The sequence below is a fragment of the Pseudoalteromonas sp. MB41 genome, assembly GCF_020966275.1.
Lineage (GTDB): Bacteria > Pseudomonadota > Gammaproteobacteria > Enterobacterales > Alteromonadaceae > Pseudoalteromonas > Pseudoalteromonas lipolytica.
The window spans coordinates 1-24,946 of sequence record NZ_JAJJZF010000022.1; the positions used below are offsets into that span (position 1 = coordinate 1).

General features: G+C 42.7%; 21 protein-coding genes. 16 read left to right on the top strand and 5 right to left on the bottom strand.

Translation table 11 applies throughout. From position 1 onward, the window contains the following. From tnpA to LPA49_RS17225, 3 genes are all read left to right on the top strand, one after another. Nucleotides 1-234, top strand: a 234-nt coding sequence (gene tnpA / locus LPA49_RS17215) for an IS200/IS605 family transposase (RefSeq protein ID WP_230235610.1), incomplete at its 5' end; no start/stop codon positions are given. A 124-nt stretch (nucleotides 235-358) separates the two neighbouring features. Then, entirely contained in the window at nucleotides 359-937 is a 579-nt protein-coding gene (locus tag LPA49_RS17220) for a hypothetical protein (RefSeq protein WP_182396220.1), read from the top strand. A 166-nt stretch (nucleotides 938-1,103) separates the two neighbouring features. Then, entirely contained in the window at nucleotides 1,104-3,059 is a 1,956-nt protein-coding gene (locus tag LPA49_RS17225) for a methyl-accepting chemotaxis protein (protein ID WP_230237328.1), read from the top strand. 62 nt (nucleotides 3,060-3,121) lie between these two features. Here the strand turns inward: LPA49_RS17225 and LPA49_RS17230 are convergent, their stop codons facing one another. From LPA49_RS17230 to map, 5 genes are all read right to left on the bottom strand, one after another. Continuing rightward, nucleotides 3,122-4,192 (bottom strand): efflux RND transporter periplasmic adaptor subunit, encoded by a 1,071-nt coding sequence (locus LPA49_RS17230; protein WP_230237330.1) that lies wholly within the window; start codon nucleotides 4,190-4,192, stop codon nucleotides 3,122-3,124. Beyond that, a complete protein-coding gene (locus LPA49_RS17235) occupies nucleotides 4,189-7,299 on the bottom strand; it encodes an efflux RND transporter permease subunit (protein WP_118844128.1) in 3,111 nt (1,036 codons plus the stop codon). The genes LPA49_RS17230 and LPA49_RS17235 overlap by 4 nt, the downstream gene beginning before the upstream one ends. 240 nt (nucleotides 7,300-7,539) lie before the next feature. Further along, entirely contained in the window at nucleotides 7,540-8,367 is an 828-nt protein-coding gene (gene dapD / locus LPA49_RS17240) for a 2,3,4,5-tetrahydropyridine-2,6-dicarboxylate N-succinyltransferase (RefSeq protein ID WP_036969760.1), read from the bottom strand. A 9-nt stretch (nucleotides 8,368-8,376) separates the two neighbouring features. Then, nucleotides 8,377-10,995 (bottom strand): [protein-PII] uridylyltransferase, encoded by a 2,619-nt coding sequence (glnD, locus tag LPA49_RS17245; RefSeq protein ID WP_036969758.1) that lies wholly within the window; start codon nucleotides 10,993-10,995, stop codon nucleotides 8,377-8,379. Between the two features lie 12 nt (nucleotides 10,996-11,007). Beyond that, nucleotides 11,008-11,817: a type I methionyl aminopeptidase gene (gene map, locus LPA49_RS17250; RefSeq protein ID WP_227006846.1), complete on the bottom strand. Its 810-nt coding sequence runs from the start codon at nucleotides 11,815-11,817 to the stop codon at nucleotides 11,008-11,010. 248 nt (nucleotides 11,818-12,065) lie between these two features. Between map and rpsB the strand changes: the two genes are divergently transcribed. The 13 genes from rpsB (at nucleotide 12,066) to lpxA (ending at nucleotide 24,897) form a co-directional block, all read left to right on the top strand. Beyond that, complete coding sequence (rpsB, locus tag LPA49_RS17255) at nucleotides 12,066-12,794, top strand: 30S ribosomal protein S2 (RefSeq protein ID WP_036969753.1); 729 nt, start codon at nucleotides 12,066-12,068, stop codon at nucleotides 12,792-12,794. Nucleotides 12,795-12,899: 105 nt separating this feature from the next. Continuing rightward, nucleotides 12,900-13,751 (top strand): translation elongation factor Ts, encoded by an 852-nt coding sequence (gene tsf / locus LPA49_RS17260; protein ID WP_036969749.1) that lies wholly within the window; start codon nucleotides 12,900-12,902, stop codon nucleotides 13,749-13,751. A 153-nt stretch (nucleotides 13,752-13,904) separates the two neighbouring features. Next, entirely contained in the window at nucleotides 13,905-14,654 is a 750-nt protein-coding gene (pyrH, locus tag LPA49_RS17265) for a UMP kinase (protein WP_036969747.1), read from the top strand. Nucleotides 14,655-14,668: 14 nt separating this feature from the next. Beyond that, nucleotides 14,669-15,226 (top strand): ribosome recycling factor, encoded by a 558-nt coding sequence (frr, locus tag LPA49_RS17270; RefSeq protein WP_036969745.1) that lies wholly within the window; start codon nucleotides 14,669-14,671, stop codon nucleotides 15,224-15,226. A 58-nt stretch (nucleotides 15,227-15,284) separates the two neighbouring features. Continuing rightward, nucleotides 15,285-16,064, top strand: coding sequence for an isoprenyl transferase (locus LPA49_RS17275; protein WP_036969734.1), 780 nt, complete (start codon nucleotides 15,285-15,287; stop codon nucleotides 16,062-16,064). Between the two features lie 22 nt (nucleotides 16,065-16,086). Further along, complete coding sequence (locus LPA49_RS17280) at nucleotides 16,087-16,953, top strand: phosphatidate cytidylyltransferase (protein WP_036969733.1); 867 nt, start codon at nucleotides 16,087-16,089, stop codon at nucleotides 16,951-16,953. Continuing rightward, the gene (ispC, locus tag LPA49_RS17285) at nucleotides 16,950-18,149 is read left to right on the top strand and encodes a 1-deoxy-D-xylulose-5-phosphate reductoisomerase (protein WP_036969732.1); all 1,200 of its coding nucleotides are present in this window, start codon (nucleotides 16,950-16,952) and stop codon (nucleotides 18,147-18,149) included. Before LPA49_RS17280 ends, ispC begins: the two co-directional genes overlap by 4 nt. A gap of 1 nt (nucleotide 18,150) precedes the next feature. Continuing rightward, nucleotides 18,151-19,503, top strand: a complete 1,353-nt coding sequence (gene rseP / locus LPA49_RS17290; RefSeq protein WP_036969731.1) for a sigma E protease regulator RseP — start codon at nucleotides 18,151-18,153, stop codon at nucleotides 19,501-19,503. Nucleotides 19,504-19,609: 106 nt separating this feature from the next. Further along, complete coding sequence (bamA, locus tag LPA49_RS17295) at nucleotides 19,610-22,081, top strand: outer membrane protein assembly factor BamA (RefSeq protein WP_065979794.1); 2,472 nt, start codon at nucleotides 19,610-19,612, stop codon at nucleotides 22,079-22,081. A gap of 11 nt (nucleotides 22,082-22,092) precedes the next feature. Further along, entirely contained in the window at nucleotides 22,093-22,611 is a 519-nt protein-coding gene (locus LPA49_RS17300) for an OmpH family outer membrane protein (protein ID WP_036969722.1), read from the top strand. A 9-nt stretch (nucleotides 22,612-22,620) separates the two neighbouring features. Further along, the gene (gene lpxD / locus LPA49_RS17305) at nucleotides 22,621-23,661 is read left to right on the top strand and encodes a UDP-3-O-(3-hydroxymyristoyl)glucosamine N-acyltransferase (RefSeq protein ID WP_230237333.1); all 1,041 of its coding nucleotides are present in this window, start codon (nucleotides 22,621-22,623) and stop codon (nucleotides 23,659-23,661) included. Nucleotides 23,662-23,671: 10 nt separating this feature from the next. Beyond that, entirely contained in the window at nucleotides 23,672-24,124 is a 453-nt protein-coding gene (fabZ, locus tag LPA49_RS17310) for a 3-hydroxyacyl-ACP dehydratase FabZ (protein WP_036969715.1), read from the top strand. A gap of 2 nt (nucleotides 24,125-24,126) precedes the next feature. Further along, nucleotides 24,127-24,897, top strand: coding sequence for an acyl-ACP--UDP-N-acetylglucosamine O-acyltransferase (gene lpxA / locus LPA49_RS17315; RefSeq protein ID WP_199524569.1), 771 nt, complete (start codon nucleotides 24,127-24,129; stop codon nucleotides 24,895-24,897). Nucleotides 24,898-24,946 lie beyond the last annotated feature (49 nt).

A 24,946-nucleotide genomic window follows, 5' to 3' on the forward strand; every position in this document is an offset into this window, starting at 1 on the left:
ATACCGCCGAAGTTATCAGTCTCGAAATTAATGGGTGCTTTAAAGGGAAAAATAGCGTTAAAGCTATTTAGCAAATATCCATACTTAAGGAAAAACAAGTTATGGGGAAACCATTTTTGGCAGAGAGGGTACTTCGTAGATACTGTAGGGATAAATGAAGAAATAATAAGGCGGTATGTCAGGCACCAAGAAAAGGAAGAGGTGCAAGAGCAGGCGCAGTTAACACTCCAGTAAACAACGCCCCCTTCTAGGGGGCTAATGCAAAGCCACCTTCTTTAGAAGGTGGATCTTTTACTTTTGTTAAAAAGAAAAAGCCTATATAGTGTATTTGCGTTATGAAACAACACGGTAGAAAACAATGAAGAATAAAAGCCTAATCATAGCCTCATTACTTATTTTATTGCCGCTTATCGATAGCCTTTTTGTACCTCCTGTATTTGGCATTCAATGGCATAGCCCAAAAATGATGTATCAAATAGGCGTTGCGTTACTCATTATTAAGCTGTTTATGGTCATAACGGGCATTTATTTATTACTCAAAAATAACAGGTGTGACACAGGCAGAGCAGCGCTAGAGACTCAACCAACCGCTAGACGACATCTTTTATTATTCATTGTCGCAGGGCTTCAACTTGTGGTTATGGTGAGTCTGTGTTTTTGGTACCTTGTTGCAGGGACACAGGCAAAGTATTTTAAGCAGCAACAGCATATTAGTGTATTTACAGCTGACTATGGCGTTTTTACAGATGTTTACCATCATATTTCATATATTTGCTATGACCGTTATGGTTTTTATCGCCAGATCCCGGTTGCTTCATTACCGTGGGCAGGTGAATTTAGTTTTAAAGTTCATCAAGATAGTTTACAGATCTATCAAAAAAGTAATGTCGATGAGCAAACTAAACAGATTTCCTTAGAGGGGTTTAATTGTTTATAAAACTAGAATAATTAGGACGATTTTTACTTACATATCAGATATTTCTTAAATTCCCCCTATTTCCCCTCATAACATATCATTCTCACTGTTGTTTCCTATACTTAATGAGATTTTTAGTAAGGAAGCCATCACGCATAGGGTACTGCAATTAAACAGAGAGAACATTATGTTTACGAAGTTCAGGTTAAATACACAGCTGTATCTTGCATTTGGCGCAATGATTGTTCTGCTAGGGGTAGTCAGTATAGTTGCCTTGTTAGCGCTTAACTCAGGCTATGATAATTTTGTTGATTATCGCGTAAATGCACGCGATAGCAATATCACGGGACGAGTCCAATCAAACGTATTAACTTTACGCTTAAATGCACTCAAATATTTGAAAGATCAAGAACCTCAAGCCATTTCCGATTTTAACGAGCGTCATAATTTACTCAGTGAATTAATCACTCAGAGCAAAAAACAGTTTACTGATGCCGAGAAAGTAAAAGCAATGACAGCGATAGAAAAAGGAGCAAGTAATTATAAGAATGCTTTTGAAGACATCGTTAAGTTAGTAGAAAAACGCAATGATGTAGTCGAAAATAAGCTCGATGGAAACGGGCCGTTTATGCGTGAGGCCTTAACAGAAATTATGCTGCTGAGTAAAAACAAAGAAAACAGCGCAGCATTATTTTTAAGTGCACAATTGCAAGAGTCGTTATTACTTGGGCGATTGTATGCTGCAAAGTTTTTAGTCAGCAACTCGCTGGCTGATTTTGACAGAACAATGAAAGAATTTAAGAGCGTTCAAGCTAAAACTCAGCAATTGTCAGCGGGCCTTTTTGATACAAAAGAGCAGACATTATTGTCTGATTTCAAAACCAGAACGAATGACTATATTACAGGGCTTGAGCTAGTAAAGTCCTTGATTACAGAGCGTAATAATATAATTAGCGGGACACTTGATAAAGTAGGCCCGCAAATAGCTGAGGAAATTGAACGTATTAAACTCGCCAGCCAAAACCGCCAAGATGAAATTGGTCCCATGATACAAGCCAGCAGTGAAAATGCGATTACCACCATTTTAGTCTTTGCCATCATAATTATTACTGTGGGCATTTTCTTAAGTATCTTTATCTCGCGTTTAATAAAAGCGCCTATTGGCGGGGAGCCGAGCGAAATAGCAACCATTGTGCAATCGATAGCTGAAGGTGATTTAACCTATCGTTTTAGTCAGCATGGAAATGAAACAGGAATTTACTTAGCGATGCGCGAAATGGTGTCAAAGCTTAACGAAATGCTGACTCAGATCAGTGAATCTACCACGCAAGTTTCGCGCACATCACAAGATTTAACAACGATAACGGCGAGTTCTAAAACAGGTGCAGAGCATCAATCTGACCAATTAACACAAACAGCCACTGCAATGCATGAAATGTCAGCAACCATTAATGAGATTACGCAAAGTGCACAAATGGCTGCTGATGCAGCAACAAAAGCCGATAATGAAGTACTGACGGGCACGCAAGTAGTTTCACAAACGCATCACGCAATGGGCGAGTTGGTTGAGACCATGATGAGCGTGAGCAAAACGATTGAAAACTTAGAAGCAGAAACTGAGTCAGTGGGCTCCATTTTAGATGTGATAAGAGGTATTGCTGACCAAACTAACTTATTAGCATTAAATGCGGCCATCGAAGCTGCCAGAGCTGGAGAGCAAGGACGCGGTTTTGCAGTGGTTGCAGATGAAGTGCGCTCTTTAGCAAGTCGGACACAACAAAGTACTGAAGAAATTCAAGTGATGATTTCTAATTTACAGAATGAAGCGAAGCGCTCAGTCGATTCGATGAAAATGAATATGCAAAATGTGGAGCAAACCGCAGAGAAAACTGAGCAAACCGGTGAAGTCCTCGAGCAAATTTCACAATCGGTGGGCACAATTAAAGATATGAATGTACAAATTGCCAGTGCGTCTGAAGAACAAAATGTCGTGAGTATGCAAATAAGTGAAAGTGTTCAACATGTTAACGAAAAAGCACATGAAACGATGGATGGTGCAGAGCGCGCAGCAGCGATTGCTGATGGCTTAGCGCAAACAGCGCTTGAGCTAGACCAAATTGTGAAGCAATTTAAAGTCAGTTAAAAGCCTAGGAGTATAAAGCCAGTGACACTGGCTTTATACTTTACTCATTTTTCATTCGGGCTTTATTGTACATCAACCTTTTGGCCCGTTTGCAATTGTTCAGCCCCCCTTATTGCCACTTTATCGCCCGCACTAAGAGACGCAGGAGTGAGGGGACTTACCTCAACAAGCTGACCCTTGCCACTGCCAACGATAACGGGAATTTGTGCTGCTGTACTGGCGTTATCAATCTTTACGATATGCGTGCCATTTTTACGTAAAATAAGGGCATCTCGGTTCACTAATAACACATCGCCTTTACTTGTTAATGGAACAGTAACATCGACAAGTTGACCTATCGCCCATACTTGCTCTTGAGATACGTGCAATGCGGCACGTACTTCGACCGTTTGTGAACGCGGGTCTGTGGATGGGATCACTGCTGTAATTTTAGCGGTTGTTGTTTCAGGTGCTGATAAATCGCCTGCTTTGACCGGCAGTGCAATGTCTTTATGTAAAAACTTAAGGTATTTAACAGGGACATATAAACGCACTTCTAAATGAGTGATATCGAGTAAGGTGACTAATTCATCGGCGCGGTTTATTTCACGTCCAGCATGTTTATAGCGCTCGCTGATAACACCTGAAAAGGGGGCGCTGATGGTCGCACGGGATAGTTTATCGTCGATTACCTTTAACTCTACCTCAGCAAGGGCAATATCAGACAAAGCGAGGTCGTGTTTATTTTGCATTCCATCAACTTGGCTTGCCGCTGCACTGCTCGCTTTAGCGAGTTTTTGTAAACGGGCTAACTCTTGTTCGTATAAACGCAGGTTTATTTTTGCACGGTTAAGCATTTCTTGCTGACGGGCTTTTTCAAGTTCCAGTGGTAAAGTGTCCATGCGCACTAGCGTATCACCTTGGTTGACCAAAGTGCCGGGCTCTACCACATAGAGTAAACGTCCACTAATTCCTGCGGTAAGCGTGACATCGTCTTTGCCGTATAAAGTGCCACTTACTTCAATTTCACTGCTTAGCTGTGCTTTACTCACTGTATCGACCGTGACAGGAACGACCGCGAAAGCATGAAAGGCGAAGGCACATAATACCGCGGTTACAATACGTATATTTTTTATCATCGTTTTATCACTCATTGATTCGATACCAAGCTTAAAGGCGTTTTTTCGGGTTGTTGATTATTGTTTATTGGTGGTAATTGCCTGCCAAGCTGCAATAAACTCGGCATTAAAATAAGCGTAAATAGCGCGCTAATAGCCATGCCGCCTACAATGACGGTCGCAAGACCGCGATAAATCTCTGAGCCAACACCGGGCATTAACATCAGCGGTAACATGCCAAATAAACTCGTTAAGGTACTTAAATAAACGGGGCGTGCTCTAAGTAGCACTGCTTGGCGAACTGCAGCCTCTCGATTAAGCCCAGCAGACATCGCAACACGCGTTTGGTCGACCAATAAAATTGCATTATTGACCACTAATCCCAGCAAAATGATAAAGCCAATCATGGTCAATAAATCGAGTGATTGGAAAGTGAATAAATTCAGCACAAACAAGGCCAGTACCCCGCCAGCTATCGCCAGTGGCATAACTAACAGTACCAAGACACTGTCTTTTGCAGATTTAAATAATGCTGTCATCAGCAGGAATAAAATAAACAAGGCTAGTAAAAAGTTGAGAGTCATCTCTTGCATAGCTGAATTCATTTTTTGTGCGTTGCCAGCCAAAATCGCGCCAGCACTTTCGGGTAAGCTGGCACGTACTTTTGGCATAACGTGTTCGGCTAAAATAGCTTGTGCTTGTTGCAAACTCATATCGGCAGGTGGTGTGACGACAATACTCACTGTGCGACGTCCGTTAACACGGCGTAATTGTGTAGGGCCAACAGTGCGTTTAATTTGGGCAAGCTCGCCCAGAGTTTGAATGCCCGAGAGCGGTGTAACAATGGGCAAGGCTTTTAGTTCTTCAGGGGTTTGCCATGGAGTGCCTCGCAAAATTACATTCATGCGCTCGTTGCCGTCAAAGTATTCGTTAACAAATAAGCCGCCTGTATAAGCCTGTACCGCTTGTGAAACATCACGGCGAGTTAGCCCTGCTTGAGTAATACGGCGGTCGTTAGGTGTAAGCCTGAGCTCTGGTTCGGCCATATCTAAACGCGGTTGTGGTCTTGCTGTGGCATTTGGCATTGCTTCTGTGACTGCTTGCAAGGCGACATTAGCACCTGAAATCAGGTCATCCATGTTCGGACCGGTTAGATCAATATTGATATCTCGGCCATCTCCCCCATTAGCGACTTGGATCATAGAACCTCGAAAGAAGAATACCTGCGTGTCGGGTAAGTCGATGAAAATTTCTTCTCGAGCAACTTTCATCAATTCTTCAACGCGTTGTGGATCAGCCGAATAAATAAATCCGCCAGCGTTGGAACCAAATGCATAAAAGTTAAAGTCTTTTATTCCTGGCTCTTTCTCACCAGTGTAGTAAGGCATTAAGCGTTTTTTGATACGCATTAATAACTCTTCTTCCATAAATTGCACATTGCCACCCGGTGGGGTATTCAAGTTAAAGAAAAAGCCATCAGTTGGCGCTCTGGGCATAAAGTCAGTTTTTGGCAGCATAGTCATGGTGGCAATTAATGAGCCGCCTAATAACGAGGCAATCCAGAGCAGTTGCTTAGTGCGGGTGTTAGTGAGTGCCATGATAAAGTTAGTTAGTTTTTGCCAATAAGCTCGATAAGGATCGGGTTTTAGTTCAGTGTCAGGCCAAACATGGTTCGCTAATGGAATGAGTGTAATGGCACAGACCATTGAGGCAATGACCGCGATAGAGAGGGTGAGTGCAAGGTCTGAAAACAGCTGACCTTCAATGCCTGCCATAAAGAGAATAGGGAGAAAAATAGCAACGCTGGTGGTGGTTGACGCAAATAAGGCACCGGTGACTTGCGCAGCTCCTTTTAATGCCGCTTTTTTAGTATCAAAGCCTTCGCTTCTGAGTCGGGCTATATTTTCTTGGACTATGATAGCAGCATCTAAAACTAAGCCGACAGCAAAGGCTAGGCCGGCAAGGGAAATAACATTTAAGCTGCGTTCAAAAATATTAAGGGCTAAAAACGCCACCATCAACGACACCGGGATTGTAGCGGCAATCACAAACGTGGCTTTTAACCCGCGGAAAAACAACCATAAGATCAAGCATGATAAAAGTACACCTAATCCTAAGTTACTTTTCACTAATGATAAGGCGTTACGAATATGCACTGAGGCATCAAAGCTTAACTCAATCGATAAGCCATTTTCAGCAAGAGGACCTTCGTTTAGCTCTTTAATCGCTAAATTTATGTCATCAAGAAGTGCGACAGTATTGGCTTCGTTGGCGCGCGAAATTCGAATGTAATACGCCGGTTTACCATTTCGGCCACTCATGCCTAAACGGTCAGAAAAAGTGCGTTCTACGCGTGCAATATCGCCAAGGTAAATTGGCCTGTCGCCAGAATAACCAACGCGCATTTGTGCCATGCTCGACAAATCATACTGACCCGTAAAGCGCACGGTATATTGACGGCGTCCGACATTAGCAAGGCCTCCTGAGGTATCGCGTGAACTAGCTAATACGTTACTGATTTGGTCAAGGCTTACGCCAAGGGCTGCGGCTTTGTGAGGATCAAAGGTGATGCGCAACTCTTTTGGTCGTTCACTGGCTAAATCAACGCGGGCAACACCGGGAATACGGGCTAAACGTGGCTCAACAAATTCGTCGATTTGTTTTTGAAACTGTGCCATATCAAGATCTAAGCTATCGGCGTTGTAGTGCGTGGGAGTCACTAACAAAGTGGCAGCGGCTTCGCCATTATTGCCGCCTGCAAATACCACAGGGTCGAATGCATCTAAGGGGAGTGGCGGTGCTTGGTTTAGACTTGTGAGTACATCGAGCATGGCTTGCTGCATATTTTGCCCGACTGCAAAAGTAAGGGTGATCGAGCCATTACCTCGGTTGATATTGGTATTTACCTCCAAAGCGCCAGGTGTGTTTTTTACTGCGTTTTCGAGCGGCTCAATAATCACGGATTCTATTTCTTCTGGTGCGGCTTGGCGCCAACCTGAAAAAATAGTGATTTGCGGTTGTTCAATATCGGGTGTAAGTTGAATTGGCAGCTTGAAAATACTCAACATGCCAAACAACATAATCAGTACTAAGATGACAATAACACTCGCTGGGTTCTTCAGTGAACTGCGCGTCAAATTCATTGTGTGTGTTCCAAAATCAATTTGTGTGCATTGTAATGCGACGTAAAAAAAGTGCCAGTAAGTTTAATGGAATGTATGTCAAAGTAGACGCTGGGTTGCTGTAAATACGCGATAAAGTGTGTTTTTGAAATAAGATGTAACAATTTAATAAAGTTGATGAAAATTAACAGGTATAAAAAAGCGCTATTCCTCATTAAGGAAAGCGCTTTTTAGTCATAACAGACTGTGTAAAATCACTGATTACTCATCAATCGAGCGAAGCAGTGCATTAATGCCTACTTTTTCGCGCGTTTGTTGATCTACTTTTTTTACGATGATGGCAGCGTATAGGCTGTGCGAACCATCTTTAGAAGGCAGTGAACCCGGTACAACAACAGCACCCGCTGGTACACGGCCGTAGTGAACCTCGCCGGTTTCACGGTCATAAATGCGCGTACTTTGGCTGATGTATACACCCATTGAAATAACGGCGCCTTCTTCAACAACAACGCCTTCAACAATTTCAGAGCGTGCGCCAATAAAGCAGTTGTCTTCGATAATGGTTGGGTTTGCTTGAAGTGGCTCAAGTACACCACCAATGCCTACGCCTCCTGATAAATGAACGTTTTTACCAATTTGTGCGCACGAGCCAACGGTTGCCCAAGTATCGACCATGGTGCCCTCGTCAACGTAAGCACCAATGTTGACGTAAGAAGGCATAAGCACCACGTTTTTACCAACAAAGCTGCCTTTGCGCGCCACAGCGTTAGGGACTACGCGCATGCCGCCTTGTTGGAATTGCTCTGGCGTATAGTCGCTAAATTTTAGTGGTACTTTATCGTAGAATTGATTAACACCATCGTTCATTGGTTGGTTATCACGAATACGGAATGACAGCAGTACTGCTTTTTTCAACCACTGATGAACAACCCACTCACCACTGATTTTTTCAGCAACACGAGCCGCGCCGCTATCAAGCAGTTCAAGCGCATCAATAATGGCCTGTTTTACTTCGCTTGATACTGTGCTTGGGCTGATACTATCGCGGTTTTCCCAGGCGTTTTCGATCATGGTTTTTAAATCTGACATAAGATCCTCTTATTCGGTTTCTGCGTTGAGTTTTTTACGCAATGCTTGATGAATTTTTGCTTGTTCTTCGTCTGTTAATGCTTGGTATTCATTATTCGATACCACGAAGAAATCTTCTGCGCGTTCGCCCACTGTGGTGATACGTGCAGCATGAATATGCAGTAAATGTGCTTGGAATACTTCGGCTATTTTGGTGAGTAAGCCCGGAATATCCACTGCTTGAATTTCAATTAGACTGCGGTCTTTTCGTGCATGCGGTCTAAGCACAATTTTTGGTTTAATATTAAAGTCTTTAAAGCGCTGCGAACGATTCTTTTTAAAGCGAATTTTCTTTTTAGGATCATTAATCGCGAGATCCAATGCACGCTTAATAGACTGTGCACGACCACTGGCAATAGGGTCGCCATTCACTTCTAAAATAACAAAGCTAAACAGCACATAACCGTCTTTGGTCGTTAACACTTGCGCATGTTGGATCTGTGCTTTTTTAGAGCCTATAACACTCACAAGGCGTGCAAATAAGCCACCAGAATAGGGGCTGTAAGCAAATACCTGTGTGCCACCATGCATTGCTGTGTCAGACACCATGACACTGGGTTGGCTTAAGTCTGCACTGTTTAACAGGTGCTCTGTGTGCCATGAAATCTGCTGCTCGCTAAAAGCGGTAAAATAATTAGCTTTAAAGCGACTCCAAATTAAATCAATCTGATCCTCGTTACAGCCAAGATTAAGCAAGCGCTGTTTTGCTTGGCGCTTTTTGTCTCGAATTTGATCTCGTTGGTCCATTGGATTTTCAAGTCCCAAGCGCAGTGCGCGCTGGGTGTGTAAATACAGCTCTCGCAGTAGGGTGTTTTTCCAATCATTCCACAAGTTATCATTTGTAGCACGGATATCAGCCAGTGTTAAACAATATAAATAATCGAGCTGGCGTTCATTTTTCACCTTGCTGGCAAAATCTTTAATTACATCAGGGTCGTTAATGTCTTTGCGTTGCGCGGTGACCGACATAAGTAAGTGATTGCCAACCAACCACGCAATAAGTTTACCATCTGATGCAGGAAAACGGTGCAGTTTGGCAAACGCTAAGGCATCGACCGAGCCAAGCTCTGAGTGATCGCCACCACGTCCTTTGGCAATATCGTGAAAAATACCGGCTAAATATAACAGTTCAGGTTTATCCATGCGGGTGACGATTTCACTGCACAGAGGAAACTCACTGACTCGAGACTTATCAAAATATTTGTAAATATTATTAATAAGCTTATGCGTGTGCTCATCCACAGTGTAGGCGTGGAATAAGTCAAATTGCATTTGTCCGAATATATTTCGCCACTGCGGTAAGTAAGCCGCAATAATGCCGTGTTTGTGCATGAGCGTGAATGCTCGGCCCATGCCATTAGGGTGTTTAATTAACCGTAAGAATGCTTCACGACACGCCGCGTAATCTTGTAAATCACCTAATAAACGGCGACGTACTTGGCGCATTGTACGAATCGTGCTTGGGTAAATATGCGTAATTTCGGGGTTGTCGGCAATGTGCTCAAACAACACAAAGAGTTGGTCGCGACGGAAAAATACAGAAGGGTTTTTAACCCGAATCTGATGACCAATACGCTCAAAGTTCCGGTCAAGCTCTACAACGGGTAACTCGCCTGCACCTGGCAAAATGCTTTGCTCAAAGTAAGACAGCAACATTTGGTTAAGCTCTCGTACACGGCTCATAATGCGAAATAAACGTTTCATCATGCGCTCGACCGACGCTTTACCGTCGCTACCAAAACCTAAAATTTCGGCAGCATGAGGCTGGTGATCAAACAATAAACGGTTTTCAGAACGTCCCGCAGCGATGTGCAAGGCAAAGCGGATATTCCACAGGTTTTCTAAACACTCTGAGAGTTCTTGGTATTCTTCATGAGTGAGGTAACCATGATTAATGAGTTCTTGTAATGTTTCAGCCCTAAAGTGCTTTTTTGCGACCCAAATAATGGTTTGTAAATCGCGCAAGCCACCTGGGTTTTCTTTAATGTTAGGCTCAAGATTATAGGCTGTTCCATGGCATTTTTTATGGCGTAATTGTTGTTCTTGTACTTTTGCCAAAAAGAATTCATCAGAGCGCCAAATTGGCGTGTCGATTAAGTGCATTTTGAGTTTTTCAAACTCAATGTGATTGCCAAATATTAAACGGCTTTCGAGTAAGCTGGTGGCAAAAGTAACGTCTTCGCGTTTTTGCTCCAGTGCTTGTTCAATAGTGCGAACACTGTGACCAATTTCGAGATTGAGGTCCCATAGCATCGTCACGAACTGGCCAATTTTTTCGCATACAGCGTCACTTGGTTGTTCACTAACCAGCAGCATAAAGTCAATATCGGAGTAGGGGTGTAGCTCGCCACGCCCATAACCACCGACAGCAATAAGTGCTAAATCACTTTCGTGGGCAAGGTCAAAGTCGTGAAACAGTTTAATCAATAAGCGGTCAATAAACTCAGCGCGGGCATTGATTAAGTTGCTGACGGGTTGTTTAGAAAATTCGTTCTGTAGCCACTTATAAAAATAACCAGAACAGTCGCGATAATCGCTAAGTTGCTCAGCTTGGCTGAGCAACTTTTTTACTTTGTTGGGTAATGCCACAGGGGCTGGCTCCTAGTGTTCGATGATCCTGTCGATAGTATCATCTGATCGGAGCGTTAAAATTTCAACACCATTTTCAGTCACTAACAGTGTGTGTTCCCACTGAGCAGACAATGAACGGTCTTTTGTAACGACAGTCCAGTTATCTTTTAATAACTTACATTGGCGTTTTCCTGCGTTCACCATTGGCTCAATTGTTAAACACATTCCTGCTTTTAACACCTCGCCTGTACCTGGTTTGCCGTAGTGCATTACTTGAGGTTCTTCGTGGAACTCAGCGCCGATACCATGACCACAATATTCACGTACAATCGAATAATTAAAGCTTTCTGCGTACTTTTGAATCGCGGCACCAATGTCACCTAAGCGAACACCTGGTTTTACCATTTTTATGGCAAGGTAAAGGCTTTCTTGGGTTATATCAGCAAGGCGTTTGCCTTGAATATTGGGTGTGCCTACATGGAACATCTTTGAGGTATCACCATGAAAGCCATCTTTAATTACGGTTACATCGATATTAACGCTGTCACCTTCTTTGAGAGGTTTGTCGTTAGGAATACCGTGACAAATAACATGATTCACTGAGGTGCAGATTGATTTAGGGAAACCGTGATAGTTTAGCGGCGCTGGAATCGCGTCTTGCACATTAACGATGTAATCGTGGCAAATTGTATTCAATTCATCTGTGGTTACACCAGGCACCACATGCGGTTCTATCATTTCGAGTACCTCAGCGGCTAAGCGCCCGGCAACACGCATTTTTTCGATTTCTTCAGGGGTCTTGATCACAGCACTCATTGAGGCTCCAAAGTTGTTTTTCAGGTCATTTTTCAGTGCACAATTTTTGCACTGAATGTTGAGTTTTCAATTTTAATATGGTATAAAGCGCGCCGTCTTTTTACAAATAAATTCTTTACTGATTTTTTGTATTTAAGACAAACACAATTTTATTTTAACACACACACGTATCGTCACATACACTTGGGTGCACATAAGTTACAAATTAACTTAGGTGTTGGTGCTATGGGATATGTGGAGGCCTAACCCTAAACTATTAGAGGAATTTACAAATGGCAAACGTTTCAATGCGCGATATGCTTCAAGCTGGTGTTCACTTTGGTCACCAAGCACGTTACTGGAATCCTAAGATGAAGCCTTTCATCTTCGGCGCTCGTAACCGTGTACATATCATCAACCTAGAGCAAACTGTACCAATGTTCAACGAAGCACTTAAGTTCTTATCGAACGCAGCTTCTAACAAAGGTAAAGTACTTTTCGTTGGTACTAAGCGCGCAGCAAGCGAAGCAGTTAAAGAAGCAGCTCTTCAAAGCGATCAGTTCTACGTAAACCACCGTTGGTTAGGTGGTATGTTGACTAACTGGAAAACAGTTCGCCAATCAATCAAGCGTCTTAAAGACCTTGAAGCACAAAGCCAAGACGGTACTTTCGAGAAATTAACTAAGAAAGAAGCGTTAATGCTTACTCGTGAAATGGAAAAGCTTGAAAAGAGCCTTGGTGGTATCAAAGATATGGGCGGTCTTCCTGACGCACTTTTCGTTATCGATGCAGACCACGAGCACATCGCTATCCGTGAAGCTAACAACCTAGGTATTCCAGTTGTTGCTATCGTTGATACTAACTCTAACCCAGACGGTGTTGATTACATCGTACCTGGTAACGACGATGCGATCCGTGCTATCAACCTTTACACAAGTGCTGTTGCAGCTGCGATCACTGAAGGTCGTGAGAACAACATCGTTGCTCAAGCTGAGAAAGACGACTTCGTAGAAGCTGAATAATTAGCTGTCATCAAGTCTTCATCTTACTTAAGGTGAAGACTTGTTATTCTTGTAAAGCGGCCTATACCGCTTCCCTAATAACAGAATTCAATTGAGGATATTCTAATGGCTGTAACTGCTGCCCTAGTTAAAGAATTACGCGAGCGTACTGGCGCTGGCATGATGGATTGTAAAAAAGCGTTAACTGAAACTAACGGTGACATTGAGTTAGCGATCGAAAACATGCGTAAGAGCGGTGCTGCAAAGGCTGCTAAAAAAGCGGGTAACATCGCTGCTGAAGGTACAATCCTTATCAAAGAAGGCAACGGTTTCGCTGCACTTCTTGAAGTTAACTGTCAAACTGACTTCGTTGCTAAAGACTCAAACTTCCTTGGTTTTGCTAACGAAGTTTTAGATGCTGCTGTTGAATCAAAAGCAGACATCGATGCACTTAAAGCACAGTTCGAAGAAACACGTGTTGCACTTGTTGCTAAAATCGGTGAAAACATCAACGTTCGTCGCGTTGAGTACATCGACGGTGAAAAACTATCTGCATACCGCCACGGCGACCGTATCGGTGTTGTTGTAGTAGGTGATGCTGACGAAGAAACACTTAAGCACGTTGCAATGCACGTTGCTGCGTCTAAGCCTGAGTTCGTAAACCCAGAAGACGTTCCAGCTGACGTTGTTGAAAAAGAAAAAGCAGTTCAAATCGACATCGCGATGAACGAAGGCAAGCCTGCTGAAATCGCTGAGAAAATGGTTGTTGGTCGTATGAAGAAATTCACTGGTGAGATCTCTCTTACTGGTCAAGCTTTCATCATGGAACCTAAGAAAACTGTTGGTGAAATTCTTAAAGAGAAAGGCGCAACTGTTACTAACTTCATCCGTTTAGAAGTTGGTGAAGGTATCGAGCGTAAAGAAGAAGATTTCGCTGCTGAAGTTGCTGCACAAATCGCTGCTGCAAAAGGCGAGTAATTTTCAACGTAAGTGACGCAACGATAATTAGATGAAATTAATCTGCTATTAGCTTTTGCGTCACTGACGAAAATTCTTTAAAATAACCGCGTTTTATGTGTAACCATAAGCGCGGTTATTTTTTATCTCATTATTAAGGCTGGCCCAAATACTATGACTATCAATCGTAAACCTATTTTTAGACGTGTTCTTCTTAAACTTAGCGGTGAAGCATTAATGGGAGACGAAGGCTTCGGCATCGACCCGAAAGTACTTGACCGTATGGCGCAAGAAATTAAAGAACTTGTAGAGCTCGACGTAGAAGTAGGTTTAGTTATCGGTGGCGGTAACTTCTTGCGTGGTGGTTCATTAGCCGAAGCGGGTATGAACCGCGTTGTAGGTGACCACATGGGTATGTTAGCGACTGTAATGAATGGTTTAGCGATGCGTGATGCGCTTCACCGTGCATTTGTTAATTGTCGTCTAATGTCTGCTATTCCACTTAATGGTGTGTGTGATGCATACAACTGGGCTGAAGCGATTAGCTTATTAAAATCTGGCCGTGTTGTTATTTTTGCTGCGGGCACAGGTAATCCATTCTTTACAACAGATTCTGCTGCGTGTTTACGTGGTATTGAAATTGAAGCTGACACCGTGATCAAAGCAACGAAAGTAGATGGTGTTTATTCTGATGACCCAGTTAAAAACCCAGAAGCTACACTATATCGCCACTTAAGCTACAATGAGATCATCGAAAAAGAGTTAAAGGTGATGGATTTGGCGGCATTCACACTTGCACGTGACCACAAAATGCCTTTAAGCGTTTTTAATATGAATAAATCAGGCGCGCTTAAGCGTGTTATTATGGGCGAAGATGAAGGAACGCTTATCTCTTCACAAGCCTCAGATGAAATTGTTAAATAGATTAGGATTGAACCGTGATTAACGATATCAAAAAAGATGCGTCAGAGCGCATGCAAAAAAGTGTTGCGGCACTAGGCAGTCAATTATCTAAAATTCGTACAGGTCGTGCTCACCCAGCATTACTAGACGGCATTCAAGTGTCTTACTACGGTGCAGACACGCCATTAAACCAAGTTGCAAATGTGACGATTGAAGATTCTCGTACTCTTGCAATTAGTGTGTTTGATAAGTCGCTTGCACAAGCGGTAGAAAAAGCAATTATGGCATCTGACCTAGGTTTAAACCCTATGTCAGCAGGTACTGTAATCCGTGTACCACTTCCTCCACTCACAGAAGAGCGTCGTAAAGACCTTATCAAAATTGTGCGTGGTGAAGTTGAAGGTGGCCGTGTTGCCATTCGTAATATTCGTCGTGATGCTAATGGCGATATTAAGAGCTTATTGAAAGATAAAGATATTTCTGAAGATGAAGCGCGCCAAGCTGAAGATGAAATTCAAAAGCTAACGGACAAATTCATCAAAGAGATGGATACACAGCTGGCTGCGAAAGAAGCAGAGTTGATGGAAATCTAAGCAACTAAATTTATTAGTTTTGAAACGCCGTCTGGGGTATACTAGACGGCGTTTTTTTATGGAATACTCGATATTTATGGTTCTTAACGCTGATAAAATTTCCCAGCAAAGTTTGCCTAAGCATGTCGCTATAATCATGGATGGCAACGGTCGTTGGGCGCAAGCGAAAAATCGCCCACGTGTATATGGGCATAAAAAGGGCGTTGATGCGGTTCGTCAATCAGTGCAATTTTGTACTCGCTTAGGTATACAGTCGTTAACACTATTCGCATTTAGTAGTGAAAATTGGCGACGTCCAGAAGACGAAGTAAATACACTCATGGAACTGTTTTTATTCGTACTGGGCAAAGAAGTTAAAAAACTTCATAAGAATAATGTAAAGCTCACTATTATTGGTGATTTATCGCGCTTTTCAGAAAGTTTGCGAAACAAAGTTGATGCAGCCCATGAATTAACTCGTAATAATACGGGTCTACAATTAAATGTTGCAGCTAACTATGGCGGTCGTTGGGATATAACCAACGCAGCAACCGCACTTGCGAAAAAAGTCGCTGCGGGTGAATTAGCAGCTGAAGAGATTACAGAAGACCTCATGAATGAACACATGAGTATGGCAGGTCAAGGTGAGCTTGATTTAATGATCCGCACAGGTGGTGATTTACGCATTAGTAATTTTCTTTTATGGCAAGCTGCCTATGCTGAGCTTTACTTTACCGATACGCTTTGGCCAGACTTCAATGAAGCTGCTTTTGCTGATGCTGTCGCATGTTACGTTGCCAGAGAGCGACGATTTGGTTGTACCGGCGAACAAATAAAACAATTACTCGCCGAGACCTAATTACTAGTTGAAGGTACACACATTGCTTAAACAACGAATTTTAACCTCGCTGGTGCTGGCACCGCTTGCACTTGTACTGGTTTTTTATACCCCACTAACATTATTTAGTTATATCGCCGCTGGTATTGTTTTACTTGGTGCGTGGGAATGGTCAGCTTTTATGGGCCTGTGCGATAAAATTAAACGTTTTTCATTTGTGGCAGCCACGGCGGTCATTCTTGCTCTTTTCAATTGGCATTGGCCTATTGAAGCGTTGTGGCAAAATGGTCAGCTTGTTGGTGACGCGAACTATTTATTTACCCTTTCATTTGCATGGTGGATTGTTGCGACGTACTTAGTATGGCGCTACCCAGCCATGGCAAAAGCATGGAATGAAGGCATTCTCATGCGCGCGATTGCAGGATTCCTTACTTTAGTACCGTTGTGGCTTGCGCTCAATACCTTAAGAAGTGCAGGGTATACCGAGTCGACGCATTTTGGATCAGTGCTTATTTTAGTCGTGCTAGGTATTGTATGGAGCGCAGACATCGGCGCTTATTTCACCGGAAAAAACCTAGGTAAACGCAAGCTCATGCCGAAAGTCAGCCCAAATAAGACGATTGAAGGTCTATTGGGGGGCATTGTTGCCGCGGTTATTTTTGTTTTGGCGTTTTGTCACTTTACCAATGTAGACATGGCAGTATGGCCAATCTACGCCGTAATGACCGCGTTTATCGCCTTGTTTTCAGCAGTCGGTGATTTATTAGAAAGTATGTTTAAACGTGAAGTCGGCTTAAAAGACAGTGGCTCATGCCTACCCGGTCATGGCGGCATTTTGGACCGTATTGACAGTTTAACAGCTGCAGCGCCTATTTTTGTGCTTTGTTATGCATGGACGTTAAGTTTATGAGCAAAATAGAACAGCTTGTCGTACTTGGCGCAACTGGCTCAATCGGTTTAAGCACCTTAGACGTTGTTTCTAGAAATACAGATCGTTTTGCTGTTTTTGCATTAACCGCGGGGCAAAATGCAGAAAAAATGGCAGAGTTGTGTATTACGCATCAGCCTAAATTTGCAGTGATGGCGGATGAGAACGCTGCAAATAAATTAAAATCGTTGTTAGCTAATACCGCTTGTACAACAGCTGTGCTCGCGGGTGTCACTGCTATGAGTGAGCTGTCGGCGCATGTTGATGTTGATACAGTTATGTCGGCCATTGTCGGCGCGGCAGGTCTATTACCCACGTTAAGTGCGGTTGAAGCAGGTAAAAAAGTACTGCTTGCCAATAAAGAATCGTTAGTTATGTCGGGTCAGTTGTTTATTGATAAAGTAAAACAACACGGTGCAACCTTGTTGCCGATTGACAGCGAACATAATGCTATTTTTCAATGTATGCCAGCAAAACTGCAAGCCTCAGTGGGGTTACTGTCGGACAACGGCGTGAGTAAAATATTACTGACAGGTTCTGGTGGGCCATTTTTGACACGTGACTTAAAGAGTTTGTCATCGGTCACTGTGGCAGAAGCTGTTGCGCACCCAAATTGGTCTATGGGACAAAAAATCTCAGTCGACTCAGCAACCATGATGAATAAAGGGCTTGAGTTTATCGAGGCTAAATGGCTGTTTAATTGCCATGCCAGCGATATTGAAGTGGTGATCCACCCACAAAGTATCATTCATTCTATGGTGCAATATCAAGATGGTTCGGTGCTTGCGCAAATGGGAAATCCTGATATGCGTACACCGATAGCGCATGCACTGGCGTTTCCTGAACGTGTTGATGCAGGGGTTAAGCCGCTTGATTTTTCTCAGATTGCTGATTTTACATTTACCAAACCTGATTATGCTCGTTACCCTAACCTTAAACTGGCGATTGATGCGTGTGAAATGGGACAGGGTGCAACAACAACAGTCAATGCTGCGAATGAGATTGCCGTTGCTGCATTTTTAAATGGGCAAATCGGTTTCACTGATATTTACCGTATAAACTCACAGACACTCAACGCGACTGAAGATGTGAACGTACACACGCTGGAAGAGATTTTAGCGTGTGATGAAGCTGCACGTATCAAAGCGAGTGAGTTTATAAAAAGGGGTCTGAACTAACATGTTTGATTTTTTCTGGAACCTTGGTTCGTTTATCTTGGCACTGGGTATTTTAGTGACTGTCCATGAGTATGGGCATTTTTGGGTAGCCCGTAAAGCGGGTGTAAAAGTGCTACGTTTCTCAATAGGTTTCGGTAAACCACTGATTAAGTGGTACGACAAACACAAAACAGAATATGTTATTGCTGCTATTCCCCTTGGTGGCTACGTTAAAATGCTGGATGAGCGTGTCGATGAAGTACCTGCTGAAGAGCGTCATTTATCATTTAATGCTAAGTCAGTGAAAGCGCGAATTGCGATTGTAGCAGCAGGTCCTATGGCCAATTTTTTGTTCGCTATTTTTGCACTTGCTGTAATGTACATGGTCGGTGTGCAATCATTAAAGCCTGTGGTGGGGTCTGTAACCGAGGGCAGTCGTGCTGCAGCGGCTAAGATCGAACCTAATCAGCAAATTATCAAAATTGGTGAAGATGATATCAGCACTTGGCAAGATGCCACATTCTCATTAATGAGCCGTTTAGGTGAGCAAAGTGTGGTCGTCACATTACGTGATCAGAATTACCAAAAACATGTCCGCACTTTAAATCTAGATGGTTGGAAACTTGATCAGCAAGATGTCCCACCATTGACCTCAATCGGTATTGTGCCCTTTAGACCTGAAGCAACATTAACCGTTGCGCAAATCACTAAAGACTCAGCCGCTGAGCTGGCTGGTTTACAGGTTAATGACACAATTGTGGCTGTGAATGGCGAAAATATCAGCAGTTGGACCCAGTTAGTTTCAGTTATTCAGCAATCACCTAACAAATCCTTACAATTTAGTGTACAAAGGCAAGATAGTATAAGAAAGTTGACTGTGACACCTCAGAGCAGAACCAATGCAGATGGTGTAGCGCAGGGCTTTTTGGGTGTGGCTCCTGTAGTTGAAGCATGGCCAGAAAATTATATTGAAACTAGACATTATGGCCCTGTCGATAGTATTGTGCTGGGCATACAAGAAACATGGCGTTTAATCACCCTAAGTTTTGACATGATTGGTAATTTAATTACAGGTCAAGTCTCGGTTAAAAATTTAAGTGGCCCTGTAGGCATTGCAGTTGGAGCGGGAACTAGCGTAAGCTATGGCTTGGTTGCATTTTTAAGCTTTTTAGCTTTGATCAGTGTAAACCTTGGCGTATTTAACTTATTACCGTTGCCAGTGCTTGATGGTGGGCACTTAATGTATTACATAATTGAACTTTTTCGCAAAAAGCCGGTCTCTGAAAAGACGCAAGAATTTGGTTTTAAAGTGGGTGCCTTGCTACTCATATTTTTAACATGTTTCGCTTTGTTCAATGATGTATCGCGTTTATAACAAATAAGTGAAAAATTCCAATTTGAACACGATTGTAAAACACCGCAAAAGTTTAATTTATAAGGTGTTGAGCGGTAATACAGTTGTAAAGGATAAAGATAACAAAATGGCTATAAAAAAACATTTGGCAGTTTCAAGTTTATTAGGTGCAAGCTTTGCAGCCCTAGGCCAAAACTCCTTTATTGTAGAAGATTTAAAAGTTGAAGGTTTACAACGTGTTGCTCTAGGTGCAGCGCTAACCCATATTCCGATCAACGTGGGCGATAATATTGATGAGTACACAATTTCAAGAACCATAAAGGCTCTCTATCGCTCTGGTCACTTTGACAATATTAAAGCGTTACGTGACGGTAATAACGTCATTTTTCGAGTAACTGAGCGCCCTACGATTAGCCTCATTGAGTTTGATGGTAACAAAGACATCAAAGATGAGCAGTTAAACGAGTCGCTAGACCAGCAAGATATTCGTACTGGTGAGCCGCTTGATAAAACGGTACTTGATAACATTGAAAAAGGCTTAGTTGAGTTTTTCCACAGTATTGGTAAATACAATGCAAAAGTGGAAGTTAGCATCACAAAGCTGCCACGTAACCGTGTAAAATTATTATTTAAGTTTGATGAAGGTGACGCCGCGTCAATTCGTCAAATAAACCTCGTGGGTAACGAATTATTCTCTGACGAAGAATTGCTAAAACTTGCTGAGTCACAACAAGACTTGCCGTGGTGGAAGTTTATGTCGAGTGACCGTTATCAAAAGCAAACTATCGAAGGCGATTTAGAGAAAATTCGTAGTTACTACTTAGACCGTGGTTACCTGCGTTTTAATATCGATTCAACACAGGTATCGGTTAGCCCTGAGCGCGATTCTGTTTATGTAACAGCTAATATTAGCGAAGGTGTAAAATACACCGTAAAGGGTTTTGACTTCATCGGTGATTTATTAGGTCGAGAAGAGCTAATTAAGAGTGTTATACCGCTAAAAACTGGTGAGCTTTATAATGGTTCAGTGGTTACGTCATCTGAAGAATTTATCAAAAGCTACTTAGCACGTTTTGGTTATGCGAACGCAGAAGTGCGCACCATTCCTGAGATTGATGATGAAAAGAAAGAAGTGCAACTGACACTGTCTGTTAATCCAGGTAAGCGTGTGTATGTTCGCCGAATCATTGTTGGTGGTAACCAAAATACTGCGGATGAAGTTGTTCGTCGTGAGATGACACAGCTTGAAGGTGCATGGCTTTCAAATCAAAATCTTGAGCGTTCAAAATTACAAATTCAACGTCTTCCATACATGGAAAGTGTTGATTTTAATGTGGTGCCAGTTCCCGGTGTTGACGACCAAGTTGATGTAGACTTTACGGTTAAAGAACAATCTGCTGGTAGCTTTAATGCGGGCCTTGCGTATGGTTCATACTTGGGTCTGCAATTTAATATTGGTGTGAGTGAATCAAACTTCTTAGGCACCGGTAACCAAATTGGCTTTAACATTAATACCTCACGTGGTTCTGAGCGTATCAGCTTGTCGTATACCGACCCTTACTTTACGCCAGATGGTGTATCGCAAGGAAGCAGTATCTTCTATAGCAACTATGATGCGAGCAAATTTAGTCTTATCGACTATAAATCGAAGAGTTATGGTATTGGTACCAATATTGGTTTCCCAATTGATGCGGTGAACCGTATTAACTTTGGTTTCCGTTGGATTCAAGAAGAACTGTCTGATATTGCAGAATATGAGCAAACACGTGTAATGCGTGAAACCTTCTTAGACCCAGAGAATCCAGATGCTGGTTTCGACTTTACCAAGTTTGAGCTGAGTGCAGGGTGGTCGCGTGTTACTGTAAACCGTGGTTTATTCCCAACAGCGGGTTCGCGTCAGTCACTTAACTTAACTGGTACAACGCCGAATTCAGATTTAACCTACTTTAAGTTAAATTATGATTCACGTTTTTACTGGCCAATCAGTAATGACCATCGTTGGGTATTCTCAACGCGTGCAGCCCTTGCTTATGGTAATGGTTATGGCACGACAAATGGCTATGACCAAACGCTGCCTTTCCAAGAGTTCTTCCGTATCACCGAGATGGAACTGCGTGGTTTTGACCGTAATACAATTCTACCGCGCGCGGTGTCTCGTCAGCCACAAAGCATTCCGGGCACACCACTGCCAGATGGCACAACAACAGGCAGTATTGGTGGCGCATCAGAATTTGATGTATTAATACCACAAGGCCGTATTGGTGGTAATGCCAAAGCGGTTGCAGGTATGGAGCTTATTGTTCCTACGCCTTTCTTAGATGAAGAAAACACCAGCTCTGTACGTACAAGCTTCTTCGTGGATGCTGCGAACGTATGGGATACAGAGTTTAACATTGACCGTTATCAAAACTTGTTACCTGATCAACGCGCTAAACTAGAGGATTATTCAGATCCTATGCGCTTTAGGGTGTCAACCGGTCTATCACTACAATGGATCTCTCCAATGGGTCCAATGCTGATCAGTTTTGCGTATCCATTGCAAAAAGAAGAAGATGACGATACGAAGACCATCAGCTTTAATATTAGTAATACATTCTAAAGGAGTTTTTTGTGAAAAAATCATTTAAATCAACAGCGTTTGCACTTCTTGCTACATTGTCTATGGGCCTATCTACTAATGCTTTTGCGCACAAGGTAGGGATTGTAGACATGCAAGAAATCTATAAACAAATCCCTCAAATGGCGAAAGTTGAACAAACACTTGAAGCTGAATTCTCAGAGCGTCGTCAGGAGCTTGAAAAGCTGCAAGGTGATATCCGTTTTGAAGCTGAAAAGTTCAAGCGTGAAGCAACGACAATGAGCGACAAGCAAAAAGAAGAATTACGTACTAAGATTCAAGGTATGCAACAACAACTTGCAGAAAAAGGCCGTCCTTTAGAGCAAGAAATCAAAATGCGTCAAAACCAAGAATTAGCGAAAGTACAAAAGCTAATCTTAGATGCAATTGAAGAAGTTGCTAAAGCTGGCAAGTTTGACGAAGTAAAAGTGAAAGAAACCACAATTTACGTTAACTCTAAAACAGTATCTGATTTATCAGATAAAGTAGTTGAAAAAGTAAGTAAGCAATAGAAACCATATATGCAAAACTACACGCTTTCGCAGATTGCGGATCTTCTGGGCGCCGAACTTCAGGGTGATGGCGCTACAGAGATTAAAAAAATATCAACACTTGCAAATGCCCGTACTGGGCATATTGCATTTTTAGCGAACAAGAAATATCGCTCGCAATTAGATGATACACAAGCCAGTGCGGTGATCTTATCACCTGCCGACGCTGAGTATTTTGCGGGTAACAAGATTATTGTTGCTAACCCGTACGTGTGCTACGCCAAGCTAGCTCAATTAATGGACACGACGCCACGCGCTGCTACGACGGGTGTTCATCCGAGTGCAGTCATTCACGATTCAGCCTCAATTGGTGATAATGTCGCGATTGCTGCTAACGTCGTGATTGAAGCCGGTGCCGTGATTGCAAATGATGTGCAAATTGGCCCAGGTTGTTTCATTGGCGAAAATGCAAAAATAGGTCAAGGCACTAAACTTTGGGCTAATGTCACTATTTACCACGACGTTGAAATTGGCAGTGACTGCTTATTTCAGGCGAATACCGTGGTCGGCAGTGACGGGTTTGGCTATGCAAATGAGCGTGGCGAGTGGGTGAAAATTCCGCAGCTGGGTCGCGTTATTATAGGTGATAAAGTAGAAGTTGGGGCATCGACCACCATTGACCGTGGTGCACTTGACGACACACTCATCCATAGTAATGTAATTATCGATAATCAATGTCAAATAGCGCATAATGTCGAGATCGGTTCAGGTACAGCCGTTGCTGGTTGCACTGTTTTTGCTGGCAGTACCGTGATTGGTAAGAATTGTCAGATTGGTGGCATGGTCGCAATTAATGGTCACATTAGCGTATGCGATGGTGCTATAATCACGGGCATGAGTATGGTGACAAAGGCAATTACTGAACCTGGGATCTACTCATCTGGTTTACCGCATCTAACCAATAAAGAATGGCGACGCAGTATCGCCCATATCCGTAATTTAGGTGATATGAAAGACCGCATTAAAGCACTTGAGTCACTGACAAAGTCACTCAATATTGAAGACAAATAAGGAAGCTATTTTGGCAAATGAATTAAATAGTCTTGATATCCAAGATATCTTGAGTTTACTTCCGCATCGTTATCCGATGTTGCTTGTTGACCGTGTACTAGATTACACGCCAGGCGAGTCGTTACATGCTATTAAAAATGTAACAGTGAATGAACCTATTTTTACGGGACATTTTCCTAATCAACCAATCTTCCCAGGTGTGTTGATTTTAGAAGCAATGGCTCAAGCGACTGGTTTACTTGGTTTTAAAACAGTTGAAAACCGTAGCGAAAATGAACTTTATTTATTTGCTGCGATTGATAATGCGCGATTCAAGCAACCCGTTTTACCTGGCGATACGATGCATTTGCATGTAGAGTTTGTAAAAGAGCGCCGCAATATATGGAAATTTGCAGCAGAAGCAAAAGTTGACGGCAAAGTAGTGTGTACTGCCGAAATCATGTGTGCGAGAAGAGAGTTTTAACAGTGATCCATCCTACGGCGATAATCGAACCAGGTGCGAAGCTTGGAAATAATGTTTCAGTTGGCCCATACAGCTACATTGGTAATGATGTAGAAATTGGTGATAACTGTATCATTGAGTCTCATGTGGTTGTTAAAGGCCCATCGACAATAGGTTCTGGTAACCATATTTTTCAATTTGCATCGGTTGGTGAAGCTTGCCAAGACAAAAAATATGCTAATGAGCCAACTACGTTAATTATCGGTGATAACAACGTAATTCGTGAATGTGCAACAATCCACCGTGGTACTATCCAAGACCAAGGCGTTACTAAAATTGGTAGCAATAACTTGTTTATGGCGTACACCCATGTTGCGCATGATGCCGTTATTGGCGATAACGTTATTTTTGCTAATAATGCATCTGTTGCAGGCCATGTACACATTGGTGATTGGGTTATCCTTGCTGGTAACTCGGGTATTCATCAATTTTGTAAAGTGGGTGCACATGCATTTGTTGGCATGTATTCAGGCGTTAACAAAGATGTTCCTCCGTTTGTTACAACGATTGGTACCCCAGCAGGACCCGTTGCTATCAATACAGAAGGCATGAAACGTCGTGGCTTTGATAGTGATGAAATAATGGCAACACGCCGTGCGTATAAAACACTTTACCGTAAGAGCCTAGGTGTAGAAGAGGCAATCGCTGAACTCAGCGAAGATGCAGCAAAATACCCAGCCGTTCAGCTTATGATCGACTTTGTGAAAAGTTCTGAGCGCGGAATCATTCGCTAATCAATAGCGATAGACGAAAAGCCACCGACAGGTGGCTTTTTTGTATCTG

Bases quoted from the DNA above. Each gene is read 5' to 3' on its own strand.
- LPA49_RS17220 (WP_182396220.1), top strand. From the start codon at position 359: ATGAAGAATAAAAGCCTAATCATAGCCTCATTACTTATTTTATTGCCG.
- LPA49_RS17225 (WP_230237328.1), top strand. From the start codon at position 1,104: ATGTTTACGAAGTTCAGGTTAAATACACAGCTGTATCTTGCATTTGGC.
- LPA49_RS17230 (WP_230237330.1), bottom strand. From the start codon at position 4,192: ATGAGTGATAAAACGATGATAAAAAATATACGTATTGTAACCGCGGTA.
- LPA49_RS17235 (WP_118844128.1), bottom strand. From the start codon at position 7,299: ATGAATTTGACGCGCAGTTCACTGAAGAACCCAGCGAGTGTTATTGTC.
- dapD (WP_036969760.1), bottom strand. From the start codon at position 8,367: ATGTCAGATTTAAAAACCATGATCGAAAACGCCTGGGAAAACCGCGAT.
- rpsB (WP_036969753.1), top strand. From the start codon at position 12,066: ATGGCAAACGTTTCAATGCGCGATATGCTTCAAGCTGGTGTTCACTTT.
- tsf (WP_036969749.1), top strand. From the start codon at position 12,900: ATGGCTGTAACTGCTGCCCTAGTTAAAGAATTACGCGAGCGTACTGGC.
- pyrH (WP_036969747.1), top strand. From the start codon at position 13,905: ATGACTATCAATCGTAAACCTATTTTTAGACGTGTTCTTCTTAAACTT.
- LPA49_RS17275 (WP_036969734.1), top strand. From the start codon at position 15,285: ATGGAATACTCGATATTTATGGTTCTTAACGCTGATAAAATTTCCCAG.
- ispC (WP_036969732.1), top strand. From the start codon at position 16,950: ATGAGCAAAATAGAACAGCTTGTCGTACTTGGCGCAACTGGCTCAATC.
- rseP (WP_036969731.1), top strand. From the start codon at position 18,151: ATGTTTGATTTTTTCTGGAACCTTGGTTCGTTTATCTTGGCACTGGGT.
- bamA (WP_065979794.1), top strand. From the start codon at position 19,610: ATGGCTATAAAAAAACATTTGGCAGTTTCAAGTTTATTAGGTGCAAGC.
- lpxD (WP_230237333.1), top strand. From the start codon at position 22,621: ATGCAAAACTACACGCTTTCGCAGATTGCGGATCTTCTGGGCGCCGAA.